Origin of the sequence: Nocardioides sp. LMS-CY (assembly GCF_018732145.1) — a bacterium.
GTDB classification, from domain to species: domain Bacteria; phylum Actinomycetota; class Actinomycetes; order Propionibacteriales; family Nocardioidaceae; genus Nocardioides; species Nocardioides soli.
This window is the reverse complement of the sequence record NZ_CP076104.1, coordinates 4773188-4795193: the sequence shown is the minus strand read 5'-3', so window position 1 is coordinate 4795193 and position 22006 is coordinate 4773188. Positions and strand designations below refer to the sequence as shown.

22 protein-coding genes are annotated in these 22006 nt (G+C 70.0%); 13 read left to right on the top strand and 9 right to left on the bottom strand.

The window, feature by feature from the left end; genetic code table 11:
• The first annotated feature begins 19 nt into the window (after positions 1-19).
• The gene (gene gmd / locus KM427_RS22720; protein ID WP_215525402.1) at positions 20-1066 is read left to right on the top strand and encodes a GDP-mannose 4,6-dehydratase; all 1047 of its coding nucleotides are present in this window, start codon (positions 20-22) and stop codon (positions 1064-1066) included.
• Positions 1063-2034 carry a GDP-L-fucose synthase family protein gene (locus tag KM427_RS22715; protein WP_215525401.1) on the top strand — a complete coding sequence of 324 codons (972 nt, stop codon included), beginning with the start codon at positions 1063-1065 and terminating at the stop codon, positions 2032-2034. Before gmd ends, KM427_RS22715 begins: the two co-directional genes overlap by 4 nt.
• A 240-nt stretch (positions 2035-2274) precedes the next feature.
• On the opposite strand, the gene manA is transcribed toward KM427_RS22715, so the two are convergent.
• From manA to cysD, 3 genes are all read right to left on the bottom strand, one after another.
• The gene (manA, locus tag KM427_RS22710) at positions 2275-3504 is read right to left on the bottom strand and encodes a mannose-6-phosphate isomerase, class I (protein ID WP_215525400.1); all 1230 of its coding nucleotides are present in this window, start codon (positions 3502-3504) and stop codon (positions 2275-2277) included.
• 66 nt (positions 3505-3570) lie between these two features.
• Positions 3571-4878 (bottom strand): sulfate adenylyltransferase subunit CysN, encoded by a 1308-nt coding sequence (gene cysN, locus KM427_RS22705; RefSeq protein WP_215525399.1) that lies wholly within the window; start codon positions 4876-4878, stop codon positions 3571-3573.
• Positions 4878-5792 (bottom strand): sulfate adenylyltransferase subunit CysD, encoded by a 915-nt coding sequence (gene cysD / locus KM427_RS22700; RefSeq protein ID WP_215525398.1) that lies wholly within the window; start codon positions 5790-5792, stop codon positions 4878-4880. Before cysD ends, cysN begins: the two co-directional genes overlap by 1 nt.
• A gap of 176 nt (positions 5793-5968) precedes the next feature.
• Here cysD and KM427_RS22695 point away from each other — a divergent pair, with 176 nt between their 5' ends.
• The 3 genes from KM427_RS22695 (at position 5969) to KM427_RS22685 (ending at position 7928) form a co-directional block, all read left to right on the top strand.
• Positions 5969-7135 (top strand): nucleotide sugar dehydrogenase, encoded by a 1167-nt coding sequence (locus tag KM427_RS22695; RefSeq protein WP_215525397.1) that lies wholly within the window; start codon positions 5969-5971, stop codon positions 7133-7135.
• Between the two features lie 65 nt (positions 7136-7200).
• Positions 7201-7473 (top strand): type II toxin-antitoxin system Phd/YefM family antitoxin, encoded by a 273-nt coding sequence (locus KM427_RS22690; RefSeq protein WP_286674397.1) that lies wholly within the window; start codon positions 7201-7203, stop codon positions 7471-7473.
• Positions 7473-7928 carry a type II toxin-antitoxin system VapC family toxin gene (locus KM427_RS22685; protein WP_252275443.1) on the top strand — a complete coding sequence of 152 codons (456 nt, stop codon included), beginning with the start codon at positions 7473-7475 and terminating at the stop codon, positions 7926-7928. The genes KM427_RS22690 and KM427_RS22685 overlap by 1 nt, the downstream gene beginning before the upstream one ends.
• A gap of 8 nt (positions 7929-7936) precedes the next feature.
• Here KM427_RS22685 and KM427_RS22680 read toward each other — a convergent pair whose 3' ends face one another.
• Together KM427_RS22680 and cysC are read right to left on the bottom strand one after the other, a co-directional pair.
• Positions 7937-8938, bottom strand: a complete 1002-nt coding sequence (locus tag KM427_RS22680; RefSeq protein ID WP_215525394.1) for a sulfite exporter TauE/SafE family protein — start codon at positions 8936-8938, stop codon at positions 7937-7939.
• Complete coding sequence (gene cysC / locus KM427_RS22675) at positions 8935-11082, bottom strand: adenylyl-sulfate kinase (protein ID WP_215525393.1); 2148 nt, start codon at positions 11080-11082, stop codon at positions 8935-8937. Before cysC ends, KM427_RS22680 begins: the two co-directional genes overlap by 4 nt.
• 41 nt (positions 11083-11123) lie before the next feature.
• On the opposite strand from cysC, the gene KM427_RS22670 reads away from it, so the two are divergent.
• From KM427_RS22670 to KM427_RS22660, 3 genes are all read left to right on the top strand, one after another.
• Positions 11124-12086, top strand: coding sequence for an asparaginase (locus KM427_RS22670; protein ID WP_215525392.1), 963 nt, complete (start codon positions 11124-11126; stop codon positions 12084-12086).
• A 101-nt stretch (positions 12087-12187) separates the two neighbouring features.
• The gene (locus KM427_RS22665; RefSeq protein ID WP_215525391.1) at positions 12188-12562 is read left to right on the top strand and encodes a helix-turn-helix domain-containing protein; all 375 of its coding nucleotides are present in this window, start codon (positions 12188-12190) and stop codon (positions 12560-12562) included.
• Between the two features lie 4 nt (positions 12563-12566).
• Entirely contained in the window at positions 12567-13196 is a 630-nt protein-coding gene (locus KM427_RS22660; RefSeq protein WP_215525390.1) for a hypothetical protein, read from the top strand.
• A 90-nt stretch (positions 13197-13286) separates the two neighbouring features.
• Here KM427_RS22660 and KM427_RS22655 read toward each other — a convergent pair whose 3' ends face one another.
• Entirely contained in the window at positions 13287-14534 is a 1248-nt protein-coding gene (locus KM427_RS22655; protein WP_215525389.1) for a glycosyltransferase, read from the bottom strand.
• Positions 14535-14570: 36 nt separating this feature from the next.
• Between KM427_RS22655 and KM427_RS22650 the strand changes: the two genes are divergently transcribed.
• On the top strand, positions 14571-14864 hold the full coding sequence (locus KM427_RS22650; RefSeq protein ID WP_215525388.1) for a DUF2516 family protein: 294 nt from the start codon (positions 14571-14573) through the stop codon (positions 14862-14864).
• On the opposite strand, the gene KM427_RS22645 is transcribed toward KM427_RS22650, so the two are convergent.
• Both KM427_RS22645 and rfbB read right to left on the bottom strand, forming a co-directional pair.
• Positions 14848-16242, bottom strand: coding sequence for a sugar nucleotide-binding protein (locus KM427_RS22645; RefSeq protein WP_215525387.1), 1395 nt, complete (start codon positions 16240-16242; stop codon positions 14848-14850). The two genes, KM427_RS22650 and KM427_RS22645, sit on opposite strands and share 17 nt — an antisense overlap.
• Positions 16242-17255: a dTDP-glucose 4,6-dehydratase gene (rfbB, locus tag KM427_RS22640; RefSeq protein WP_215525386.1), complete on the bottom strand. Its 1014-nt coding sequence runs from the start codon at positions 17253-17255 to the stop codon at positions 16242-16244. Before rfbB ends, KM427_RS22645 begins: the two co-directional genes overlap by 1 nt.
• A 406-nt stretch (positions 17256-17661) precedes the next feature.
• Here rfbB and rfbA point away from each other — a divergent pair, with 406 nt between their 5' ends.
• Positions 17662-18525, top strand: a complete 864-nt coding sequence (gene rfbA, locus KM427_RS22635; protein ID WP_215525385.1) for a glucose-1-phosphate thymidylyltransferase RfbA — start codon at positions 17662-17664, stop codon at positions 18523-18525.
• Between the two features lie 187 nt (positions 18526-18712).
• On the opposite strand, the gene KM427_RS22630 is transcribed toward rfbA, so the two are convergent.
• Positions 18713-20167: a sugar transferase gene (locus tag KM427_RS22630; protein ID WP_215525384.1), complete on the bottom strand. Its 1455-nt coding sequence runs from the start codon at positions 20165-20167 to the stop codon at positions 18713-18715.
• A 428-nt stretch (positions 20168-20595) separates the two neighbouring features.
• Between KM427_RS22630 and KM427_RS22625 the strand changes: the two genes are divergently transcribed.
• Genes KM427_RS22625 through KM427_RS22615 form a run of 3 tightly spaced genes read left to right on the top strand, consistent with a single transcriptional unit; the run spans position 20596 to position 22000 of the window.
• Positions 20596-20955 (top strand): ArsR/SmtB family transcription factor, encoded by a 360-nt coding sequence (locus KM427_RS22625; RefSeq protein ID WP_215525383.1) that lies wholly within the window; start codon positions 20596-20598, stop codon positions 20953-20955.
• Complete coding sequence (locus KM427_RS22620) at positions 20952-21440, top strand: SRPBCC family protein (RefSeq protein ID WP_215525382.1); 489 nt, start codon at positions 20952-20954, stop codon at positions 21438-21440. The genes KM427_RS22625 and KM427_RS22620 overlap by 4 nt, the downstream gene beginning before the upstream one ends.
• Positions 21437-22000: a TIGR03086 family metal-binding protein gene (locus KM427_RS22615; protein ID WP_215525381.1), complete on the top strand. Its 564-nt coding sequence runs from the start codon at positions 21437-21439 to the stop codon at positions 21998-22000. Before KM427_RS22620 ends, KM427_RS22615 begins: the two co-directional genes overlap by 4 nt.
• Positions 22001-22006 lie beyond the last annotated feature (6 nt).

Genomic DNA, 22006 nt, shown 5'->3' with positions numbered 1-22006 from the left:
AGATTTGGGAGAGGGCGGAATGGACCGCAAGAAGGCGTTGATCACCGGCATTACGGGCCAGGACGGTTCGTACCTGGCCGAGCTACTGCTCGGCAAGGGCTACGAGGTACACGGCCTGATCCGCCGGGCGTCGACCTTCAACACGTCGCGGATCGACCACCTCTACCAGGACCCGCACGACCCGGAGGCCAGGCTCTTCCTGCACTACGGTGACCTCTCCGACGGTGCGCGGCTGGTGACGCTGCTCCACGAGATCGAGCCCAACGAGGTCTACAACCTCGCGGCGCAGTCCCACGTGCGGGTCAGCTTCGACGAGCCCGAGCACACCGGCGACACCACCGGCGTCGGCGCGATGCGGCTGCTCGAGGCCGTGCGGATGGCCGGCATCGACTGCCGCTACTACCAGGCGTCCAGCTCGGAGATGTTCGGCGCGACCCCGCCGCCGCAGAACGAGGAGACGCCCTTCTACCCGCGCTCGCCGTACGGCGCGGCCAAGGTCTACGCCTACTGGGTGACCCGCAACTACCGCGAGGGCTACGGCATGTTCGCGGTCAACGGCATCCTCTTCAACCACGAGTCCCCGCGCCGCGGCGAGACGTTCGTGACCCGCAAGGTGACCCGCGCGGTCGCCCGGATCCAGGCCGGCCTTGACGACTACGTCTACATGGGCAACCTGGACGCCGTCCGTGACTGGGGCTACGCGCCGGAGTACGTCGAGGGCATGTGGCGGATGCTCCAGGCCGACGAGCCCGACGACTTCGTGCTCGCGACCGGCGGCAGCTTCACGGTCCGGGACTTCGTGGTCACGGCCTTCGAGCACGCGGGCCTCGACTGGGAGAAGCACGTCAGGTTCGACGAGCGCTACCTGCGGCCGACCGAGGTCGACGCACTGATCGGTGACCCGATCAAGGCCGAGAAGGCGCTCGGCTGGAAGGCGAGCGTCCAGGCCGACGAGCTGGCCCGGATCATGGTGGACGCGGACATCGAGGCGCTCGGACACGCCGGCCGCCCCTGGATCGACCAGTGCCGGCTCGACGGCTGGCCCGTCCTGGGCACGGGCGAATGACCAGCGCCGCGGCGTTCGTCCTCGAGAAGGATGCGCCGATCTACGTCGCGGGACACCGCGGCCTGGTCGGCGGAGCCATCTGGCGGGCGCTCGAGTCGCGGGGCCACAGTCACCTGCTGGGCCGGTCGTCCGGTGAGCTCGACCTGCGCGAGCGCGACGCCGTCTTCGACATCTTCGCCGCCGAGCGCCCGGCGTACGTCGTGCTCGCCGCGGCCAAGGTCGGCGGCATCCTCGCCAACGACACCTACCCGGTCGACTTCCTCTCCGACAACCTGCGCATCCAGACCAACGTGATGGACGCCGCTCTCGAGCACGGCACCGAGCGCCTGCTCTTCCTCGGCTCGTCGTGCATCTATCCCAAGTTCGCACCTCAGCCGATCAAGGAGGACTCTCTCCTCACCGGCCACCTGGAGCCGACCAACGACGCCTACGCGATCGCGAAGATCGCCGGCATCCTGCAGGTGCAGGCGGTGCGTCGCCAGTACGACCGGCCGTGGATCTCGGCGATGCCGACCAACCTCTACGGACCCGGTGACAACTTCTCGCCGACCGGAAGCCACGTGCTGCCGGCGCTGATCCGCCGTTACGACGAGGCCCGCGCCTCGGGCGCGGAGGTCGTCACCAACTGGGGCACGGGTAACCCTCGTCGGGAGTTCCTCCACGTCGACGACATGGCGGCCGCGTGCCTCTTCCTGCTCGAGCACTACGACGGTCCGGAGCAGGTCAACGTCGGCACCGGCAAGGACGCGACCATCCGGGAGATCGCCGCCCTCGTCGCCGAGGCGGTGGGGTACGAGGGTGCCACCGAGTGGGACACGGGCAAGCCCGACGGCACTCCGCAGAAGCTCCTCGACGTCACCAAGCTGCACGACATCGGCTGGGACGCCCAGATCGGGCTGCGAGACGGCCTCGCGTCGACCGTGGCGTGGTACCGCCAGCACGTCGGCAGCCTGCGCGAGGCGGGCTGAGAGTCTCCTGGGCGTGGTGGTTTCGAGGCTCAGGCGCTAGCGCGCCTTCGCACCTCAACCACCGTGGGACGGGGTAGGGCTGAGACGCTGGCGCGCCTTCGCACCTCAACCACCGTGGGGTCGGGGCAGGGCTGAGACGCTGGCGCGCCTTCGCACCTCGACCACCGTGGGGTCGGGGTTGTGGGCTCGGGCGCTGGCGCGGGTTCGCGCCTCGACCGCCGCGGGATCGGCAGCCTGCGGTCAGCCGGGGACGGAGGCGATGGCCACCCGACCCGAGCCGGTGACGTCGGCCCGTCCGTCCGCATGGGCGATGAAGAGGGCCTGGCCCTGTCGCAGCGGCTGGGACTGCGTCGCGGTCTCGACGGTGACCTCGCCGTCGAGGACGAGCACGATGCGGGGGCCGTCGATGGCCGGGCCGGCGATCGGCGGTGTGCCGACCCACAGCGAGAACTCCGTGACCGGCGGATCGAAGTAGGCGATCTCGCCGCGGACCGTCGGCTGCCACAGCGGGGGTGGGACCGGAGTGAAGTTCGTGATCTGGAGCAGCTCCGGCACGTCCACGTGCTTGGGGGTGAGCCCGGCGCGCAGGACGTTGTCGGAGGCCGCCATGATCTCGACGCCGAACCCGGACGTGTAGGCGTGGATGACGCCGGCGTCGAGGTACATCGCCTCGCCCGGGGCGAGGACGACGTGGTTGAGGAGCAAGGTGACGAGCACGCCGGGATCGCTCGGGTAGCGGTCGACGAGCGAGACGGTCTGCGCGAAGACCCGGGTCGCTTCGCGGGACACGCTGGTCCGATCCCGCAGGCGCTGACCGGTGCGCAGGTCCTCGCGGTGGCCGCGCTCCTCGGCGCGGATGGCCGCGGTCTTCACCTCCGCGAGGAGCTTCTCGAGTCCGGGGCCCTCCATGGCCAGCATGTCGGTCACGACGCCGCGCAGCGACTGGAAGGCCGGACCGTCCTCGAGGCGCCAGGCGACGTCGTCGGCCCACGGCACGTCGAGCATCCGCAGGATCCGTGCCGAGCTGTCGACGTCGCGGAACCCGGCCATCCCCTCGAACCGCGTCACCGCCAGGATGAGCTCGGGCTTGTGGAACTTGTCCCGGTAGCTCCGCACCGGTGCGTCGACCGGGATCCCGGCGGCGTCCTCGGCGTCGTAGCCGATCCGGGCCCGTTCGGTCGTCGGATGCACCTGGAGCGAGAGCGGCTCGGCCGCCGAGAGCGCCTTGACGAGGAACGGCAGCCGGGGGCCGAAGAGCTTCTGGACCCGGCCGCCGATCATCGCGTCCGGATCGCGACGGATCGCGTCGTTGAGCGGCTCCCCGCCCGGAAGCCGCGACGGGTCGCCGTCGTGGGCCCCGATCCACAGCTCCGCCTGCGGGTCACCGGTCGGCTCGTGCCCGAGGAACCTCGGGATGTGGTTGGGCGAGCCCCAGGCGTAGTCGCGGACCGAGCAGTCGAGCAGGTGCACAGAACGAGTGTCCCCCACGTACGTCGCCGCTGGCGCGGCCTTGCACGAACCTTGAGAGCCGAGCCGTCAGCTGCTGGTGTTGATCATGCCGGCGCCGACGGTGACGCCGGTGGCTTCGTCGATGAGGATGAAGGAGCCGGTGGCGCGGTTCTTGGAGTAGGGGTCGCACAGCAGGGGCACGGTGGTGCGGAGCTGGACGCGGCCGATCTCGTTGAGGCCGAGTTCCCGGGTCTCCTGGTCGCGGTGCAGGGTGTTGACGTCGAGGCGGTACTGGATGTCCTTGACCAGGGCGCGCGCCGAGCGGGTGGTGTGCTTGATGGCGAGCTTCTGCCGCGGGCGGAGCGGCTCGTTGGTCATCCAGCAGATCATCGCGTCGATGTCCTGGGACGGCTTGGGGGCGTTGTTGACCCGGGCGATCAGGTCGCCGCGGGAGACGTCGAGGTCGTCCTCGAGACGCACGGTGACCGACATGGGCGGGAAGGCCTCGGTGACCTCGGTGTCGAACAGGTCGATGCCGGCGATCTTCGAGGTCATCCCCGAGGGCAGCACGACGACCTCGTCGCCCGGCTTGAGGACGCCGCCGGCGACCATCCCGCCGTAGCCGCGGTAGTCGTGGTGCTCGTCGGACTTGGGGCGCACGACGTACTGCACCGGGAAGCGGACGTCGACCAGGTCGCGGTCGGAGGCGACGTGGACGTTCTCGAGGTGGTGCATCAGGGTGGGGCCGGAGTACCAGCCCATGCTGGCCGACCGCTCGACGACGTTGTCGCCCTTGAGCGCCGAGATCGGGATGACCTGGAGGTCGGGGATGTTCAGCTTGGTGGCGAACTGGGTGAACTCGGCGTGGATCTTGTCGAAGACGGCCTGGTCGTAGTCGACGAGGTCCATCTTGTTGACCGCGAGCACCAGGTGCGGCACGCGCAGCAGGGAGAGGATCACCGCGTGCCGCCGCGACTGCTCGGTCAGGCCCTGGCGGGCGTCGACGAGCACCAGCCCCAGGTCGGCGGTGGAGGCGCCGGTGACCATGTTCCGGGTGTACTGCACGTGCCCGGGGGTGTCGGCGATGATGAACTTCCGCGTCGGGGTCGCGAAGTAGCGGTACGCGACGTCGATCGTGATGCCCTGCTCGCGCTCCGAGCGCAGTCCGTCGGTCAGCAGCGCCAGGTCGGTGTAGTCGTAGCCCTTGGACTGGCTGGTGGCCTCGACGGCCTCGAGCTGGTCCTCGAAGATCGACTTGGAGTCCAGCAGCAGCCGACCGATCAGGGTCGACTTGCCGTCGTCGACCGAGCCCGCGGTGGCGAACCGGAGGAGGTCCATGTTCCGGGCCTCCTGCGCAACCTCAGCCTTCGTGAGGTCGGTGGTGAGGTCGCTCATCAGAAGTAGCCTTCCTTCTTCCGGTCCTCCATCGCTGCCTCGGAGAACCGGTCGTCGCCACGGGTCGCGCCGCGCTCGGTGACGCGGGCGATGGCGATCTCGTCGATGATCTTGTCGATGGTGTCGGCCTCGGACTCGACGCAGCCGGTGAGGGTGAGGTCGCCGACGGTGCGGAACCGGACGGTCCGCTCGGCCGCGGTCTCTCCGGCGCGCAGCGGGTTGTAGTCCGACTCGGTCAGGAGCATGCCGTCGCGCTCGAAGACGCGGCGCTGGTGGGAGAAGTAGATCGAGGGGATCTCGATGCCCTCACGGCCGATGTAGTGCCAGATGTCCAACTCGGTCCAGTTGGAGATCGGGAAGATCCGCATGTGCTCGCCCTCGTGGATCCGGCCGTTGTACAGGCTCCACAGCTCGGGGCGCTGGTTCTTCGGGTCCCACTGACCGAACTCGTCACGGTGGGAGTAGACGCGCTCCTTCGCGCGTGCCTTCTCCTCGTCGCGGCGACCGCCGCCGAAGGCGGCGGTGAAGCCACCCTCCTCGAGTGCGTTCAGCAGCGTGCCGATCTGGAGGCGGTTGCGGCTGGTCTTGCCGTCGTCGATGACGATGCCGTCCTTGATCGCCTCCTCGACACTCGCCACGATCAGGCGGGCACCGAGCCGGCTGACCCAGTTGTCACGACAGGCGATGACCTCGGGGAAGTCGTAGCCGGTGTCGACCTGGAGCACCGGGAACGGGATCTTCGCGGGGTAGAACGCCTTCTCCGCCAGGCGCATCATCACGATCGAGTCCTTGCCGCCCGAGAACATCAGGACGGGCTTCTCGAACTCGGCGGCGACCTCGCGGAAGATGTGGATCGACTCCGCCTCCAGCTGGTCGAGCTGACTCAGCCGGTAGTCGGCGTGCGTTGCGGTCATGACTGGATTGCGACCTCTCCTCGGGACAAGCAGCCCACATCGTAGCGATCCGGCCTCGTCAGGGACGAAGTGCCGATCAAGTCGAGTGGCTCGCTTCACTTTACGGCGTCGGGTGGCGTCCCGGCGAAACGGTCCATGCTCGCCCACGTGGGTGGTCACCCGCCTAGGCTCGGGGGGTGAAGATCGCCATCGTCGGCCTCGGGTACGTCGGACTCTCCAACGCCGTCATCCTCGCCCGACGGCACGACGTCTGGGCCGTCGACCTCGATCCCGATCGGATCGACCAGGTCAACCGCCGGGTGTCCCCGGTGGAGGACCCGGAGCTGGAGGAGTACTTCGCCGAGCGCGAGCTCCGGCTGACGGCGACCTCGGACCGGCAGGCGGCGTACGCCGACATCGAGGTCGCCGTGGTCGCCACGCCCACCGACTACGACCCGCGCACCAACTTCTTCGACACCAGCTCCGTGGAGTCGGCCGTCGGGGAGGTGCTCGCGGTCACCCCGTCGGCGGTGGTGGTGATCAAGTCGACGGTGCCCGTCGGGTTCACCCGTCGGCTGCGCGAGGAGCATCCGGGTGCCTGCATCGTCTTCAGCCCGGAGTTCCTGCGCGAGGGCCGTGCGCTCCACGACAACCTGCACCCCTCGCGCATCGTCGTCGGTGACCGTGGTGAGGCGGGCAAGCTGATCGCCGATCTGCTGCTCGAGGGTGCCGAGGACGACGACGTACCGGTGCTGCTCACCGACTCCACCGAGGCCGAGGCGATCAAGCTGTTCGCCAACACCTATCTCGCGCTGCGGGTCGCCTACTTCAACGAGCTCGACACGTACGCCGCGACGCACGGCCTCGACACCGCCCAGATCATCGAGGGCGTGGGTCTGGACCCGCGGATCGGCAGCCACTACAACAACCCCAGCTTCGGCTACGGCGGCTACTGCCTGCCGAAGGACACCAAGCAGCTGCAGGCCAACTACCGCGACGTCCCGCAGAACCTGATCAGCGCCATCGTGGAGGCCAACACCACGCGCAAGGACTTCGTGGCCGCCGACATCCTCCGCCGGAAACCGCGGACTGTCGGCATCTATCGGCTGATCATGAAGGCGGGCTCGGACAACTACCGGATGTCGTCGATCCAGGGTGTGATGAAGCGCATCAAGGCCAAGGGCGTTGAAGTGATCGTTTACGAGCCGACGTTGGAGGTCAACGACTTCTTCAGCTCCGAAGTGGTCCGCGACCTCGACCAGTTCAAGGGCCGCGCCGACGTGATCGTCGCCAACCGGCACACCGATGTGCTCGAGGACGTGGCCGACAAGGTCTACACGCGCGACATCTACGGTCGCGACTGAGTCGATGTCGCGCACCGGCAGCAACGCGTAGCACCTCGTTCCTGGGAAGTGCTACATTCGTGAGCATGGCCGTCCGTGAATTCGGCATCAGGGAGCTGCGGAACCACACGTCGCGCGTGCTCGAGGCGGTGCGTGCGGGTGACGTGGTCTACCTGACCAGCCGCGGCGACCGCGTCGCCGAGATTCGCCCGGCGCACAATCTCCGGCCGATCGAGACTCTGGTCGCGAAGGCGGAGCAGGCGTCGTCCGGCGACACCGGCGCGTTCGAGGAGCTGGTGGACTCGAAGCAGGCCGACGTCGCGGCTCAGGCGGCGAAGGACGAGGCGCTGTGGGGTTGATGCTCGACACGTCGGCCGTCATCGGCTGGGTCGAGCTGCAGGATGCGGCTCTGGTGCGATGGCTGCTGGAGGCCGCCGGTGATGGTGTGCCGGCAATCCATGCGGTGACGCTGGGCGAACTCGAGCGAGGCGTCCTGGAAGCGCCTGACGAGGCCACGAAGGCAAGGCGTGGCGCCACCCTGAGGTTCAGCCGGGAGGAGCTGACGGTGGTGCCGCTGTCGGCAAGCGCCGAGCAGGCGCATCTGTTCGGTGTCGTGAGCTCGGCGGTCAGCAGGAAGGTGTCGCACAACGACTGCTGGATCACGGCTGCCGCGCTGGAGGCCGATGACGCACTCGTCACGATGGACCATCGTCTCGCCGAACAGCTGCGATCGGCCGCGGACGGCGAGGGTCATCTCGCCGACTGGCTCGCAGCCCGCGAACGCACGCTGGAGATCAAGTACTGCAGCAGGTAGCTGGTCCGTCAGCCTCGATCGCGGACCTTCGCGGCGTCGTACTCGACGTCGTCGAGCTCGGCCACGGTGGGCGCCCCGAACATGGGGAGGCCCTGCCCCTTGCGCAGCAGGCCCCAGATGAACGGCACCAGCACCAGCATCGCGACGCCGACCAGTGCGATCAGCATCGGGTGGGTCTCCTCCTTGCCGAGCGGGGCCCAGCCCGCCTTGTCGAGCAGGGCGATGCCCGACATGGTCAGCACGATCACGATCCCGCGCCGGATGATCGACTGCGGCACCCGCGGCGCGATCCGGCTGCCGAGCAGCGTGCCGGGCAGGGAGCCCAGCACGAGCGGCACCAGGATCGACCAGTCGATGCCGTGGATGGCGATGTTCGAGATGGCGGCCGCCAGCACGAGCGGGACCGCCTGCACGAGGTCGGTGCCGACCAGCTTCACGGCCGACAGGCCGGGGTAGAGCATCAGCAGCGCGATCATGATGACCGAGCCGGAGCCGACGCTGGTGATGCCGACGAGCAGGCCGCCGAGGGCGCCGACCAGCAGCGTCGCCAGCGGGCGGATGTGCGGGTTCGGATCGGCCTCGGGCGCCCCGCCCCGGACCCGGCGCAGGTTGATGTAGAGGCGCAGGGCGTACGTCGCGGCGGCCAGCAGCAGCGCGAAGCCGATGCACAGCTTGAGCAGCTCGTCGAGCGTGTCCGGGGACCCGCCCGCGAGCCGGTGGATCACCCACGGGCCGAGCAGCGCCATCGGCACCGACCCGATGATCAGCCACTTCGCGAGGGTCAGGTTGGGTGAGCCCTCTTTCGCGTGCACCACCGCGCCGCCGGTCTTGTAGATCGCGGCGGCGGTGAGGTCGGCGGTCACCACGGTGGCCGCGTCGCCGACGCCGAGGAAGATCAGCGCGGGCGTCATCAGCGCGCCGCCACCCATCCCGGTGAGACCGACGATCACGCCCACGAGGAAGCCGGCCGCCAGGATAGAGAAGAACCCGGTGGTGATCACCTCGCTCATCCGTCGATCCTCCTCGCACCGGTGAGCGCCGGCACGACGACGCGCAGGAGCTCGTCGAGCTGGTGGGCGCACGCCCGGGCCGCCTCCGGCCCACGGCGATAGGGGTCCGGTACGTCGAGGTCCGGGTCGGCCGGGCCGCGGTGCTCCGCGGCGTACGCGATCAGCTCGCGTCCGGCCAGGTCGGCGTCCCCGTTGCGGACGACCTCGGCGAACTGGCCGAGCGTGAACACCTTGCGGAACAGCGCCGGGTGGTCGTCGAGGATGAACTGGCGGTGGGAGCTCTCCGCGGTGAGCACCAGGTCGGCGTCCCGCAGCAGGTCGGTGGTGAGCGGGCGACTGCTGAACGTGTGCCCGTCGCTGCCCCCCGCCTGGCGGTAGATCCCGGCCATCTCCGCGTCGAACGCCCCACCGGCCGAGCCGTGGGTGCCGGCCCCCGAGAAGACCACGGCGCCGTCGGTGCCGGCGAGCTCGCGGGCGGCGAGCTCCATGTACGGCGAGCGGCAGATGTTGGCGGTGCAGACGAAGAGGACGCCGAGGGGGTCGCCCGGGTGGGGTGGTTTCGAGACAGGCGCTAGCGCGCCTTCCTCAACCACCGTGGCGTCCGGCGGTGCCGCGCCTTCCTCAACCACCGTGGCGTCCGGCGGTGCCGCGCCTTCCTCAACCACCGTGGCGTCCGGCGGTGCCGCGCCTTCCTTAACCACCGTGTTGCCCGGGTCGGTGGTTTCGAGGCTCGTCGCTGGCGCTCCTCGCACCTCAACCACCGGGTCGGTGGTTGAGGTGCGAAGGCGCCCTGGCGCCTGAGCCTCGAAACCACCCTCGTCGTCGCGCAGGTCGAGGTAGCCGGCCTCCGCCAGGGCGTCGATGACGTCGTCGAGCGCGTCCTCGATGCTGCGGCCGGTGGTGTCGACGCGGACGTCGGCGTCCTCGGGCTCCTCGTAGGGCGAGGAGATGCCGGTGAACTCGGGGATCTCGCCGCGCCGGGCCTTGGCGTAGAGCCCCTTGCGGTCGCGCCGCTCGCACTCCTCGAGCGGCGTCGCCACATGGACGAGGAAGAAGGCGCCACCGGCGTCCTCGACCATCGTCCGCACCTGCTGGCGGGTCTCGTCGAAGGGTGCGATCGGGCTGCACACCGCGAGACCGCCGTGCCGGGAGATCTCGGCGGCGACCCAGCCGATCCGGCGGATGTTGGTCTCCCGGTCGGCCTTGGAGAAGGTCAGGCCGGCGGACAGGTGGCGGCGGACGACGTCGCCGTCGAGGCTGGTCACCGTCCGGGCGCCCTGCTCGAGGATCCGGTCCATCAGGGCCCGGGCGAGCGTCGACTTGCCGCTGCCGGACAGGCCGGTGAAGAAGAGCACGAGGCCCTGGTCGACCGGGTCGGGTCGCTCCTGGTCGACGATCGCCTGGATGGCGGGTGGGTAGGTGGGTTTCGAGACAGGCGCTAGCGCGCCTTCCTCAACCACCGTGGTGTCGGGCGGTGGCGCGCCTTCCTCAACCACCGTGGTGGCGGGCGGTGGCGCGCCTTCCTCCACCACCGTGGCGGCAACCACCGTGGCGACCGCGCGGACGGGGTCGGGGCCGGCGTAGTTGGCGACGACCTGGAGGCCGAGCGCATGGTCGATCTCGGCGTCGTCGTGTGAGGCGAGCGGGACCGCGATGACGGCGGCGTCCGGCATCAGCGCGGCGGCGGCCAGCGTGGCCCGGATCAGGCCGGTCGGCGGGAGCTCGGGGGTGCCGTGGCCGACGAGCGCGAGGAGCAGCACCGGACCGGCCGATCCGATGTCGTCGATCTGTGCGTCGGTGAGGGCGTCGACGACCGGGACGACGGTCCGTCCGGCGTACTGCTCGCGCACCCGGGCGGGGGAGAGGTAGAGGCGGCGGAACGGCCCGTACTGCGCGTGGGTGAGCGGGGTCACCTCGCCGCCCGGCACGCCGACCCGGGCCAGGGGCAGGCCCTCGGGGTCGACGAGCTCGACGGCGCCGGCCGATGTCGCCGCGTCGGCGACGTCGGCCGGAAGGGTCAGTGTGACCGGACTGTCCGCCTCGCCGAAGGCGACCGTCGGCGCGAGCGCCCCGATCGCCAGCAGCTCGAGGTCGTCGAGCTCCCGGGGCGTGGGGCAGTACTGCGGCGGAGCTGCGTTCGGCACGGCGGCAATCTTGCCATTCCCAGTGAAGTTAATGTGCACCCATGCCTAATGCCCCCGTCGTGGCCGAGCTGGTCCGCTCCGGATTCGTCGAGGGTCACCACCGCGGCGCGGTGGTCTCGCTCGACGCGACCGGCGGCACCGACTGGTCCGTCGGCGGCGTCGACGAGCCGATCCTGCCGCGCTCGTGCAACAAGCCGATCCAGGCGCTCGCCATGGTGCGGCTGGGACTCGACCTGCCCCCGGAGCTGCTCGCGCTCGCCTCGGCGTCGCACTCGGGCGAGCGCTTCCACCTCGACGGCGTGCGCCGGATCCTCGCCACCGCCGGCCTGGCGGAGAGCCTGCTGCAGACGCCGCCCGACCTCCCGCTCGACGACACCGAGCGCGACGCGGTGCTCCGTGCGGGCGGCGAGCGGACCTCGCTGCAGATGAACTGCTCGGGCAAGCACGCGGCGATGCTCGTCACCTGCGCGGTCAACGGCTGGGACCTGGGCTCCTACCTCGACCCCGGCCATCCGCTGCAGCGGGCGATCCGGACGACGTACGAGGAGCTGACGGCCGAGCCCGCCCAGGTGGCGGTCGACGGCTGCGGGGCGCCGCTGCTCTCGGCCTCCCTGACCGGGCTGGCCCGGGCCTTCCGCAGGCTCGCGATGGCGGACTCCGGGCCGGAGCGCCTGGTCGCCGACGCGATCCGGCAGCACCCCGCATGGGTGTCGGGCACGCGCCGGGACGAGCGCGTCCTCCTGGCCGCCATCCCGGGCGCCGTCGCCAAGATGGGGGCCGAAGGATGCTTCGCCCTGGCCCTCGCGGACGGCAGGGCGCTCGCGCTCAAGATCGACGACGGCTCGATGCGGGCCTGGCCGGTCGTCCTGGTGGCCGCGCTCCGGCGCTCGGGCGTCGACGAGGAGGCCGGCGTCGACGGCGAGGCGGTACGCCACACCGGCCGGGTGCCGCTGCTCGGCGGGGGACGTGAGGTCGGGGAGATCCGGGCCTGCTTGCCCGGCTAGCGGTGCTCGTCGGCCCGATCTTGCTTGTGCCACGAGGACTTGTGGACGGCCTCACAGGCCCTCAGCTTGATTCTGCTAGCTGCAGCTAGCACAGTGGAGGCATGGCGAAGGGAAAGGTCGGCAAAACCGTCGAGACCCTCGGCGACTATCTGCGACAGCAGCGTGAGAGCGCCGAGCTGTCGTTGCGTCAGCTCGCCGAGCAGGCCGGCGTGTCGAACCCGTACCTGAGCCAGATCGAGCGCGGCCTGCGCCGGCCGTCCGCCCAGGTCCTGCAGCAGCTGGCCAAGGCGCTGCGCATCTCCGCCGACCAGCTCTACGTGCGCGCGGGGATCGTCAGTCCCGAGGAGTGGACCGGCGGCTCCGTCGAGCTCGCCATCCTCGGCGACTCCGCGCTGACCGAGCGACAGAAGCAGTCGCTGCTCGACGTCTACGCGTCGTTCCTCGCTCTCAACGCGACGACCCAACCGAAGGAGTAACCCCATGCCCAAGTTCGAACTGCCCACCCTCGACCTGGCCGGCTTCGAGCTCCCGGCCGAGGTGGCCCGGCCGCTGTACGCCGGTGTCGGTGCGACCGACGTCGTCGTCGGCTACGTCCGCGAGGCGGTCGCCGACCTCCAGAAGCGGTTCGCCGACGTGCAGCACGACGTCCAGAGCCGCATCTCCGGGCTCGACCTCGAGCCGAAGGCGCTGCGCGACCAGGCCGTCACGGTCGTGACCGCTCAGGTCGACGCGCTCTCCAAGGACGCCCAGGCGCGCCGGGAGGCGGTCGAGAAGCGGGTCGCCGAGCTCCAGGCCGACGCCAACGCCGCGTACGCCGATCTGACCCAGCGCGGCGAGACCCTGGTCCGCCGGATCCGCACCCAGCAGTCGACCGACGAGACGGCCGCCGCTGCGCAGACCACGGTCGCCAAGGCCAAGACGACCAGGACCCAGGCCACGAAGGCCGCGAAGAAGACCACGGCGGCCACCACCAAGAAGGCGACCTCGACGGCCAAGAAGACGTCGAAGGCGCCGAGGAGCAGCGCGAAGGCCACGTCGACCGCGGCGAAGAAGACCGCCGCCAAGGCGACCGCGGCGACCGCCGACGCCGCCGCGAAGGTCGGCGACTGACCTCGTCGGGCGGAGCCCCAGGGCCTCGCCCGACTGCGCCCGACTGCGCCCGGCGGTGATCCGGTGTGGCTCGTCGCCCTGTCTTTCGGATCAGGTGGCAGGGCGACGCGATCGGAGCTGCGCGGTGAGAACATCGGCGTAGCGATCGCAGACAAGTTGCCATGAGTAGTGCGATGTGGCTCGGGCAGATGTCAGCCGCTCCAGGTCGCGCTCGTCATTGAACGCGGCGACCACCGCGTCTACGACGCTCTCCGGTGTGCCTTGACAGAAATGCCCAGTGTCCGCGAGGACCTCGCGGTTGTAGACCGTATCTCGGGCGACCACCCGGCTGCCGAGTGTCATCGCCTGCACCAGGGCCGGGTTGGTACCGCCCACCGTGTGGCCATGGAAGTAGACGCCCGCGTCCCGCCACAGGCCGAACAGCAGGCGGTCGTCGCTGATGTGGCCCTTCACGTGGACCCGTGGGTTGGTGTGCGCGAGCTTGTCCGCTCTCGCCTGCAACGGGTCGCCCGGTGGTGCTGAGCCCACGAGGACAACGTCCACATCGCACTTCTCGATGATCGTCGGCGCCGCATCGAAGAACACGTCGATGCTGTTCTCCGGGACGAACCTGGCGACCAGAAGCACGTACCGTCCGTCCGCGAGATCCGCATCCGACCTCGTGTCGGTGATCGACTCGCCGCCGTACGGGATGAAGGCGCCGGTGCGCCCGAACTCCCTCCTCCAGAAGTCGGCGATCGCCTCGGCATCGAAGACCAGTTCATCCGCGAACCGTGCCGTGAAGCGGGCACCCCAGCGGAATACGGCCTTGCCGAGCCGGCTCCACTTATCGCGGTGCCACTCGATGCCGTCCACGTTGACGACGGTGGGAACCCCACGAAGGCGAAGCAGCGGCAGCCAGAAGCCGTTGGCCACGTTCATGACAAGGGCTACGTCTGGCCTCGTGAAGAAGGCGTGCAGCACCGACGTGAATCCGTAGGTGAGGGTACTCAGCGACTTCGAGTCCATCCCGGCCGTGACCACGGACTCGACGCGCCGATCGATGTCCGGATCGCTGGGGTGAAGTGCAGTTCGACGGCCGTAGACGCGAACGGTCCAGCCTCGGTCCGCGAGATCCGGTGCGATCCTCCGCACCGCTGTCTCGAAGCCGCCGTAGTAGCTCGGATAGCCACGTGTGCCGATGATGGCGACCGTGGGTCGTTGCCGCGCCCGTTTTCTTGAAGAAGAGAATCGCACCCTGGCCCTCGTGCTGTTCGACTTGCTCGATCCTAGGTACAGCAGGTCGTGTTGGTTGGTCGAACGGTACGGACCGTCGACTCGGGCGAGTGTGATCTTCACGCCGTCGTCCAGGGATTCCCGCGTAGGCTGTCTCCCGTGCTGACCGTGATGAACTTCGAGATGGGCGTGATGCTCGTCGTCGAGCTCGTGCTGCTGGCGGTGAAGCTCTTCGCCTTCATCAGCTCGTTGATGTGGTCGGCGGAGCACTACACGGCGGCCGGCAAGCTCACGAAGCCGGCGTGGACGATCATCCTCGGGCTCGGGCTGGCCGTGCAGCTGATCCTCGGCGGCGGGCCGATCGGCCTGCTCAACCTGGTGTTCACGATCGCGGCGTTCGTCTACCTCGCCGACGTGCGCCCGGCGCTCACGAACCTCACCCGCCGGCGCTGACGTACCGCTCCAGGGCCGCGGTCGCGTCCTCGGGGGCGAAGCCGGTCGCCTCGATCTTGGCCAGGCTCAGCGCGCTGTTGAGCGGGCGCGGGGAGAACGCCGTCTTGCCGGCGAAGTACTCCGCGGTGGTCGTCGGCGTCACGTCGCCCTCGTCGCGTCCGGAGAGACGGAAGACGGCCTTCGCGATCTCCGCCCACGACTGCACGGGTCCGCCGTTGCTGAGGTTGTAGGTGCCGTGCGCCGCACCGCTGTCCACCAGGTGTCGAGTCGCCCGGGAGAGCTCCGCGGTGAAGGTCAGCCGGCCGCGCTGGTCGTCGACGACGCTCGGCGAGACGCCGTCGGCCGCCAGCCGCTGCATGGTGCGCACGAAGTTGTTGCCGTCCCCGATCACCCAGGACGTGCGCAGCAGGTAGTGGCGTGGCGCGGTGGCGACCGCGATGTCGCCGGCGGCCTTGGTCTGGGCGTAGACGCCGAGCGGGGAGAGCGGCTCGTCCTCGGCGTGCTCCTCGGCGGTCCCGTCGAAGACGTACTCCGAGGAGTAGTGCACCAGCGTGAAGCCGTGCTCGCGCGCCAGCCGCGCCAGGGTGGCCGGGGCGCCGGCGTTCGCGGCCCACGCCGTACGCCGCCCCTCGGTGGTCTCCGCCGCGTCGACGGCGGTGTAGGCGGCGGCGTTGAGCACGAGCGCGTACTCGTGCCACGGCCACGCCGCGACCGCATCGGCGTCGGTGACGTCCAGCTCATCGAGGTCCACGAGGTCGGAGCCCGGGAAGTCGGCCTGCAGCGCGCGGCCGAGCTGTCCGTGGCAGCCGATGACGAGCGTCTTCTTCGGCTGCATCGGCGTGACGTCGCCGAGGCGGGGGTTGCGCTGGTCCTTCTCCGAGATCTCGGCCTCGGGGGAGTCCAGCGGGATCGGCCACGGGATCGCCGCCGTCTCGTCGGCGAGGTCGAGGGCGGGGTAGGCCGTGGCCGGACGCCAGTGCTCGTTGACCAGGTAGGAGTAGGTGACGCCGTCCTCGAGCGTCTGGTAGCTGTTGCCGACGCCTCGGGGCACGAACACCGCCGTGGCGGGGTCGAGCTCGACCGTGTGGACCGCGCCGAACGTCTCGCCCTCGCGCATGTCGACCCACGCGCCGAAGGCCCGCCCGTTGGCCACCGAGACGAACTTGTCCCAGGGCTCGGTGTGGATGCCGCGGGTGGTGCCGCGCTTGGCGTTGTAGGACATGTTGTTCTGCACCGGGCCGAAGTCGGGCAGCCCCAGCGCGATCATCTTCTCGCGCTGCCAGTTCTCCTTGAACCAGCCGCGGGCGTCCTCGCGCAGGTCCAGCCGGAGCACCACCAGTCCCGGGATCGGCGTGGTCTCCAGGGCCGGCAGGCTCATCACTGCCCCTTCGCGGCGTAGGCGGCCTCGACGGCGTCCTTGTGCGGCCGCCACCAGGCCTCGTTCGCGACGTACCACTCGATCGTCGCCTTCAGGCCCGCGTCGAAGTCCTGGTACTGCGGCTGCCAGTTCAGGTGGTGGCGCAGCTTGCCGGACTCGATCGCGTAGCGACGGTCGTGTCCGGCGCGGTCGCGCACGAACTCGATGTCGTCGACGCTGCGGCCGAAGTGGCGCAGGATCGCCTGCACGACCTCGAGGTTGTTCCGCTCGCCGTCGGCGCCGATCAGGTAGGTCTCACCGATCTGCCCGCGCTCCAGGATCGCGAGCACGGCGGAGGAGTGATCCTCGGTGTGGATCCAGTCGCGGACGTTGCGGCCGTCGCCGTAGACCCGCGGGCGCCGGCCGTCGATGACCTCGGTGATCTGGCGGGGGATGAACTTCTCGATGTGCTGCCACGGGCCGTAGTTGTTCGAGCAGTTCGAGATCGTCGCGCGCACGCCGAAGGAGCGCACCCACGCGCGGACCAGGTGGTCGGAGCCGGCCTTCGACGCGGAGTACGGCGAGGAGGGGTTGTACGGCGTGTCCTCGGTGAACCGCTTGGGGTCGTCCAGGCTCTCCTCTCTCAGGGGGAGGTCGCCGTAGACCTCGTCGGTGGAGACGTGGTGGAAGCGCTTGTCGTGCTTGCGGGCCGCCTCCAGCAGCGTGAACGTGCCGACCACGTTGGTCCGGATGAAGGGTCCGGGGTCGGAGAGGCTGTTGTCGTTGTGCGACTCGGCGGCGTAGTGCACGACCGCATCGGTCTCGGCCACCAGCGGCTCGACCACGTCGGGCTCGGCGATGTCGCCGACGACGAGCGTGACCCGGTCGTCGGGGACCCCCTCGAGCGACTCCTGGGTCGCGGCGTAGGTGAGCTTGTCGAGCACGGTCACGTGCGCCCCGGTGTTGGCGACCACGTGGTGCACGAAGTTGGAGCCGATGAAGCCGGCGCCGCCGGTCACGAGGATGCGGTCCATGCGGCCGATCCTAGGAGCGACGGGTGTGGTGCGCGGCGATTGGGTCGATCACCACCAGTGATCTCCTCCCCAAATGAGGGCATGCGCGGGCAGAAGGCCCCGAATCGGCGCCGAGAACGTGGCCTACTCGCTCGGGTGAGGGTCGAACGGCACCACAGGACTTGTGCAGAGTGTGGGCACGCGGCACCTTCCATGGCCAACCGGCTGTTGGAGCTCGTCGTATATGCGGATCGGACCAGTTGCCACGTCGAGATCACGGATACTGCCTGGCCGCACGACGCGGTCGAATGCGGATGTCGGGCAGTGGCGCATGGGATCGCGCAGCGAAGGCAGACCCGAGACATCGCCCTCAGCTGAGGCTGCGGTACGCCGATCCGGTGCTCCGGGGGCCGTAGGATCCCTGCCCATGCGCGGAATCATCCTTGCCGGTGGCACCGGCTCGCGGCTGCACCCGATCACGTTCGCCGTGAGCAAGCAGCTGATGCCGGTCTACGACAAGCCGATGATCTACTACCCGCTGTCGACGCTGATCCTGGCCGGGATCCGCGACATCCTGGTGATCACGACGCCGCACGAGGCCGAGCAGTTCCGCCGGCTGCTCGGCGACGGCAGCCAGTTCGGCATCGCGATCAGCTACGCCGTGCAGCCGAGTCCGGACGGACTGGCGCAGGCCTTCATCATCGGCGAGGAGCACGTGGGCGACAGCGTCGCCGGCCTGGTGCTCGGCGACAACCTCTTCTACGGCCCCGGCCTCGGCACCCAGCTCAGCCGGTTCCGCGACCTCGAGGGCGCGGCCGTGTTCGGCTACCGGGTGGCCGACCCCACGGCGTACGGCGTGGTGGAGTTCGACGACGAGATGCGGGCGATCTCGCTCGAGGAGAAGCCGGCGAAGCCGAAGAGCAGCTACGCGGTGCCGGGCCTCTACTTCTACGACTCGGGCGTCGTCGAGCGGGCCAAGGCGCTGCGGCCGTCCGCGCGCGGCGAGCTCGAGATCACCGACCTGAACCGCACCTACCTCGACGAGGGCAGGCTCCAGGTCGAGGTGCTGCAGCGGGGCGTCGCCTGGCTCGACACGGGGACCTTCGACGACCTCAACGACGCTGGCAACTACGTGCGGGCGATCGAGCACCGGCAGGACACCAAGATCGGGGCGCCCGAGGAGGCCGCCTGGCGGATGGGCTTCCTCGACGACGAGGAGCTCGCCGCCCGCGCCGAGCCGCTGCTGAAGAGCGGCTACGGGCGCTACCTGCTCGGACTGCTGGACGACTGAGGGCTGCGGTGGTTTCGAGGCTCGGCGCTGGGGCGCCTCGCACCTCAACCACCGTGTCGGCCCGGGTGGGGGTGGTTTCGAGGCTCGGCGCTGGCGCGCCTCGCACCTCAACCACCGTGGGGGCGCCTCGCACCTCAACCAACCGTGTCGACGACGTGGTCCCGCGTCGACGTGCCGACGCATCGGGTCAGTAGGCGCCGCGCGAGCTCAGGACGGCGCCGAGGGTGCGGCCCAGGATCGAGAGGTCCTGGAGCATCGACCAGTTGTCGACGTAGTAGAGGTCGAGTCGCACGGCCTCTGCCCAGGACAGGTCGGAGCGGCCCGAGACCTGCCAGAGTCCAGTCATGCCGGGGCGAACGCGCAGTCGGCGCAGCACGTCGGAGTGGTAGCCCTCCACCTCTCGCGGCAGCGGCGGTCGAGGCCCGACGAGGCTCATGTCCCCACGCAGCACGTTGAACAGCTGGGGCAGCTCGTCGAGCGAGTACCGCCGCAGCCACCTTCCGGGCCCGGTGATGCGCGGGTCCTCCCTCATCTTGAACAGCCCGGACTCGTGACCGACCTGTGCCTTCAGTTCGGCCAGTCGGGTCTCGGCGTCCACGACCATGGTGCGGAACTTGAGGCAGCCGAAGGGCGTGCCGTCGCGGCCCGCCCGGGTCTGGTTGAAGAAGACCGGTCCGCCGTCGTGGAGGCGCACCCGCAGGGCGGCGTACGCCATCAAGGGGCTGAAAGCGACGATCAGGCACGCCGAGCCCACGATGTCGAAGAGCCGCTTGCCCCAGCGTGACGCGTCGGTCGCCCGGGGCGGGTCGATGTGGATGAGCGGCAGCCCGCCGACCGGTCGCATCCGGACCCGCTCGCTGGAGACGTCGGTGACGCTGGGGGCCATCACGACCTGGACCTCGTCGCGCTCCAGGTCCCACGCGATGCGGCGCAGCTGGGTGGGCGAGGTGAGGGCACCTCCGGCGAAGAAGATGACGTCGGCGTCCCTGGCGCGCGCGAGCTCGGTGGCCCGCTCGGTCGCACCGAGGATCGGGATGCCGGCCGAGGTCTCCTCGCCGACGTCCTTGGCGGGCACCAGGGCGCCCGCGACGTGGTAGCCGAGCCAGGACTCGCGCCGGAGCACCGCGGCGACCTCGTCGACGTGCGTGGGCGATCCGGCGATCAGCACCCGGTAGCGGAGCCGGCCCTGGCGGCGGGCCCGGTGTACCGCCCGGCGGAGCAGGTAGCGGCCGAGCAGGAGCACCGGGATGCCGAGGCCGAAGGCGAGCACGAAGAAGCCGCGGGAGAGCTGGAACTTGGCCAGGTAGCAGCCGACCCCGAGCAGGCCGGCGGCGGCGAGACTGGCGTGGAGGACCCGCTTGTACTCGTCGGTGCCCGCGCCGAACAGGTCGTCGCGGTAGCCACCCAGCGCCGCGATCAGCACCAGCCAGCCGAGCAGCGCCAGGGGGCCGACGATCATCACGTCGGCCGACACGTCGGCCGGGTTGTCGAAAAGGTCGAGGCGACTCCGGCCGAGGACGGCCAGTAGGAAGACGCCGGCCATCACGGCGAGATCGAGCAGCAGCGCGGAGATTGGCAGATAGTGCAGGGCGCGGCTGGGCGGTCCGAGCGTTCCGGTCCCCTTGACCGAGAGCAGCGTCATACCAGTCCCCATGAATCATCGCGCCCCGGCGCGCCGTGCGGCCGGGCCCCGTCAACAACGGGTCCGATCCTTTCCCTAATTCTGGGGATGCGCAGGTGATTGACGGAAGTCTTCGACAAGGTTCGGACAACTTTCGATGCCCGTCCTCGCCTCGTAGAGGGGCCAGGCGCGGGAGTCCTCGGGGTGCAGCGCCACCGACGCGCACCAGTCCTCGAAGGACGTGACCGGGGACTCCTCGGGTTCGCCGCCGTCAGTCAGCATCGGGAGCATCGACCCCTCTCTTTCACTCACAGCGCTGCCCCGTCCATCGGCCCGACCCGGTCGGACCTGAGCGATCCGCCGGGAATCGTCCACAACCTGATGGTTGACAACTCGTGGAGTGCGCGCCTACGGTCTTTTCAACCAATCAGTTGAATAAGGAGGTCGCGGTGGCCGACCAGCTGTCCCGGGTGTTCCAGGCCCTGGCGGACCCCACGCGGCGCGATCTGGTCGCGCGGCTCGCCGCGAGCGGTGACGCGACCGTGGGCGAGCTCGCGGCGCCGTACCCCGTGAGCGTCCAGGCCGTCTCCAAGCACCTCAAGGTGCTCGAGGAGGCCGGCCTGGTCAGCCGCAGCCGTGACGCCCAGCGTCGGCCGGTGCACCTCGAGGCGGAGGTGCTGGACCTGATGACCGCCTGGATCGAGCGCTACCGGCGCCAAGCCGAGGAACGGTTCAGCCGGCTCGACGCCGTGCTGGAGGAGATGGCCGCGACGGAGTCGCCGGCCCGAGCAGAAGGAGAGGCATCATGAAGACACGGAACCCGACCCGGATCGAGGCGGTCCCGGACCTGCCAGTCATCCGGATCATCCGAGAGTTCGACGCGCCGCGGGAGCGGGTCTTCCGCGCCTGGACCGACCCGGAGCTGTTCGTCCGGTGGATCGGGCCGCGCAGCATCGACACCACCGTCGACGTGTGGGACGCCCGCACCGGAGGGGAGTGGCGCTACACGGCGCGCGACGGCTCCGGATCCTTCGAGATGGGCTTCTGGGGCTCCTTCCACGAGGTGCGGGCCCCCGAGCGGCTGGTGCAGACGTTCTCGTTCGAGGGTGCCCCCGACGGGGTCAGCCTCGAGGCGATGGCGTTCGAGGCACTCGACGGCGACCGCTGCCGGATCGTCGCGACCTCGGTGGTGGAGTCGATCGAGCTGCGCGACCAGATCGTCGCGAGCGGTATGGACGTCGGGGTGGTCGAGGGCTACGAGAAGCTGGACGCGCTCCTGGAGTCCGAGGCATGAGCACCCCCGCCGAGCGGCACCGCGAGGTGGCGGCGGGGTTCACGCGACGGGTCGAGGGCACGACCGACTGGGGCGCGCCGGCGCCGGTCGACGGCTGGACGGCGCGGGACGTCGTCCGCCACCTCGTCGAGTGGTTCCCCGGCTTCCTGGCGTCCGGCTCCGATGTCAGCCTGCCCTCCGGTCCGTCGGCCGACGACGACCCGGTCGGTGCCTGGCGGTCCCAGGCGGAGGCGGTGCAGGCGCTGCTGGACGACCCGGCGACCGGCGGCCGGGTACTCAGCAACCCGCACATCGGCGAGGTGGCGCTGCCGGAGGCCGTGGACCGCTTCTACACCAGCGACGTCTTCATGCACACGTGGGACCTCGCACGGGCGACCGGCCAGGACGAGACCCTCGACCCGGAGACGTGCGCCGAACTGCTCGCCGGCATGGAGCCGATCGAGGAGGTGCTGCGCGGCAGCGGCCAGTACGGCGCGCGCGTCGACGTGCCCGCCGACGCGGACGTGCAGACCCGGATGCTGGGGTTCATCGGCCGCGATCCGGCGTGGCGCGCACCGTAGGCTGGC

Coding starts and splice junctions, on each gene's coding strand:
- cysD (WP_215525398.1), bottom strand. CDS start 5,792: ATGACCGCAACGCACGCCGACTACCGGCTGAGTCAGCTCGACCAGCTG.
- KM427_RS22645 (WP_215525387.1), bottom strand. CDS start 16,242: ATGAGCCTGCCGGCCCTGGAGACCACGCCGATCCCGGGACTGGTGGTG.
- KM427_RS22660 (WP_215525390.1), top strand. CDS start 12,567: ATGCCCAAGTTCGAACTGCCCACCCTCGACCTGGCCGGCTTCGAGCTC.
- KM427_RS22715 (WP_215525401.1), top strand. CDS start 1,063: ATGACCAGCGCCGCGGCGTTCGTCCTCGAGAAGGATGCGCCGATCTAC.
- gmd (WP_215525402.1), top strand. CDS start 20: ATGGACCGCAAGAAGGCGTTGATCACCGGCATTACGGGCCAGGACGGT.
- KM427_RS22680 (WP_215525394.1), bottom strand. CDS start 8,938: ATGAGCGAGGTGATCACCACCGGGTTCTTCTCTATCCTGGCGGCCGGC.
- KM427_RS22690 (WP_286674397.1), top strand. CDS start 7,201: ATGGCCGTCCGTGAATTCGGCATCAGGGAGCTGCGGAACCACACGTCG.
- KM427_RS22685 (WP_252275443.1), top strand. CDS start 7,473: ATGCTCGACACGTCGGCCGTCATCGGCTGGGTCGAGCTGCAGGATGCG.
- KM427_RS22615 (WP_215525381.1), top strand. CDS start 21,437: ATGAGCACCCCCGCCGAGCGGCACCGCGAGGTGGCGGCGGGGTTCACG.
- KM427_RS22670 (WP_215525392.1), top strand. CDS start 11,124: ATGCCTAATGCCCCCGTCGTGGCCGAGCTGGTCCGCTCCGGATTCGTC.
- rfbA (WP_215525385.1), top strand. CDS start 17,662: ATGCGCGGAATCATCCTTGCCGGTGGCACCGGCTCGCGGCTGCACCCG.
- KM427_RS22630 (WP_215525384.1), bottom strand. CDS start 20,167: ATGACGCTGCTCTCGGTCAAGGGGACCGGAACGCTCGGACCGCCCAGC.
- rfbB (WP_215525386.1), bottom strand. CDS start 17,255: ATGGACCGCATCCTCGTGACCGGCGGCGCCGGCTTCATCGGCTCCAAC.
- KM427_RS22665 (WP_215525391.1), top strand. CDS start 12,188: ATGGCGAAGGGAAAGGTCGGCAAAACCGTCGAGACCCTCGGCGACTAT.
- KM427_RS22620 (WP_215525382.1), top strand. CDS start 20,952: ATGAAGACACGGAACCCGACCCGGATCGAGGCGGTCCCGGACCTGCCA.
- cysN (WP_215525399.1), bottom strand. CDS start 4,878: ATGAGCGACCTCACCACCGACCTCACGAAGGCTGAGGTTGCGCAGGAG.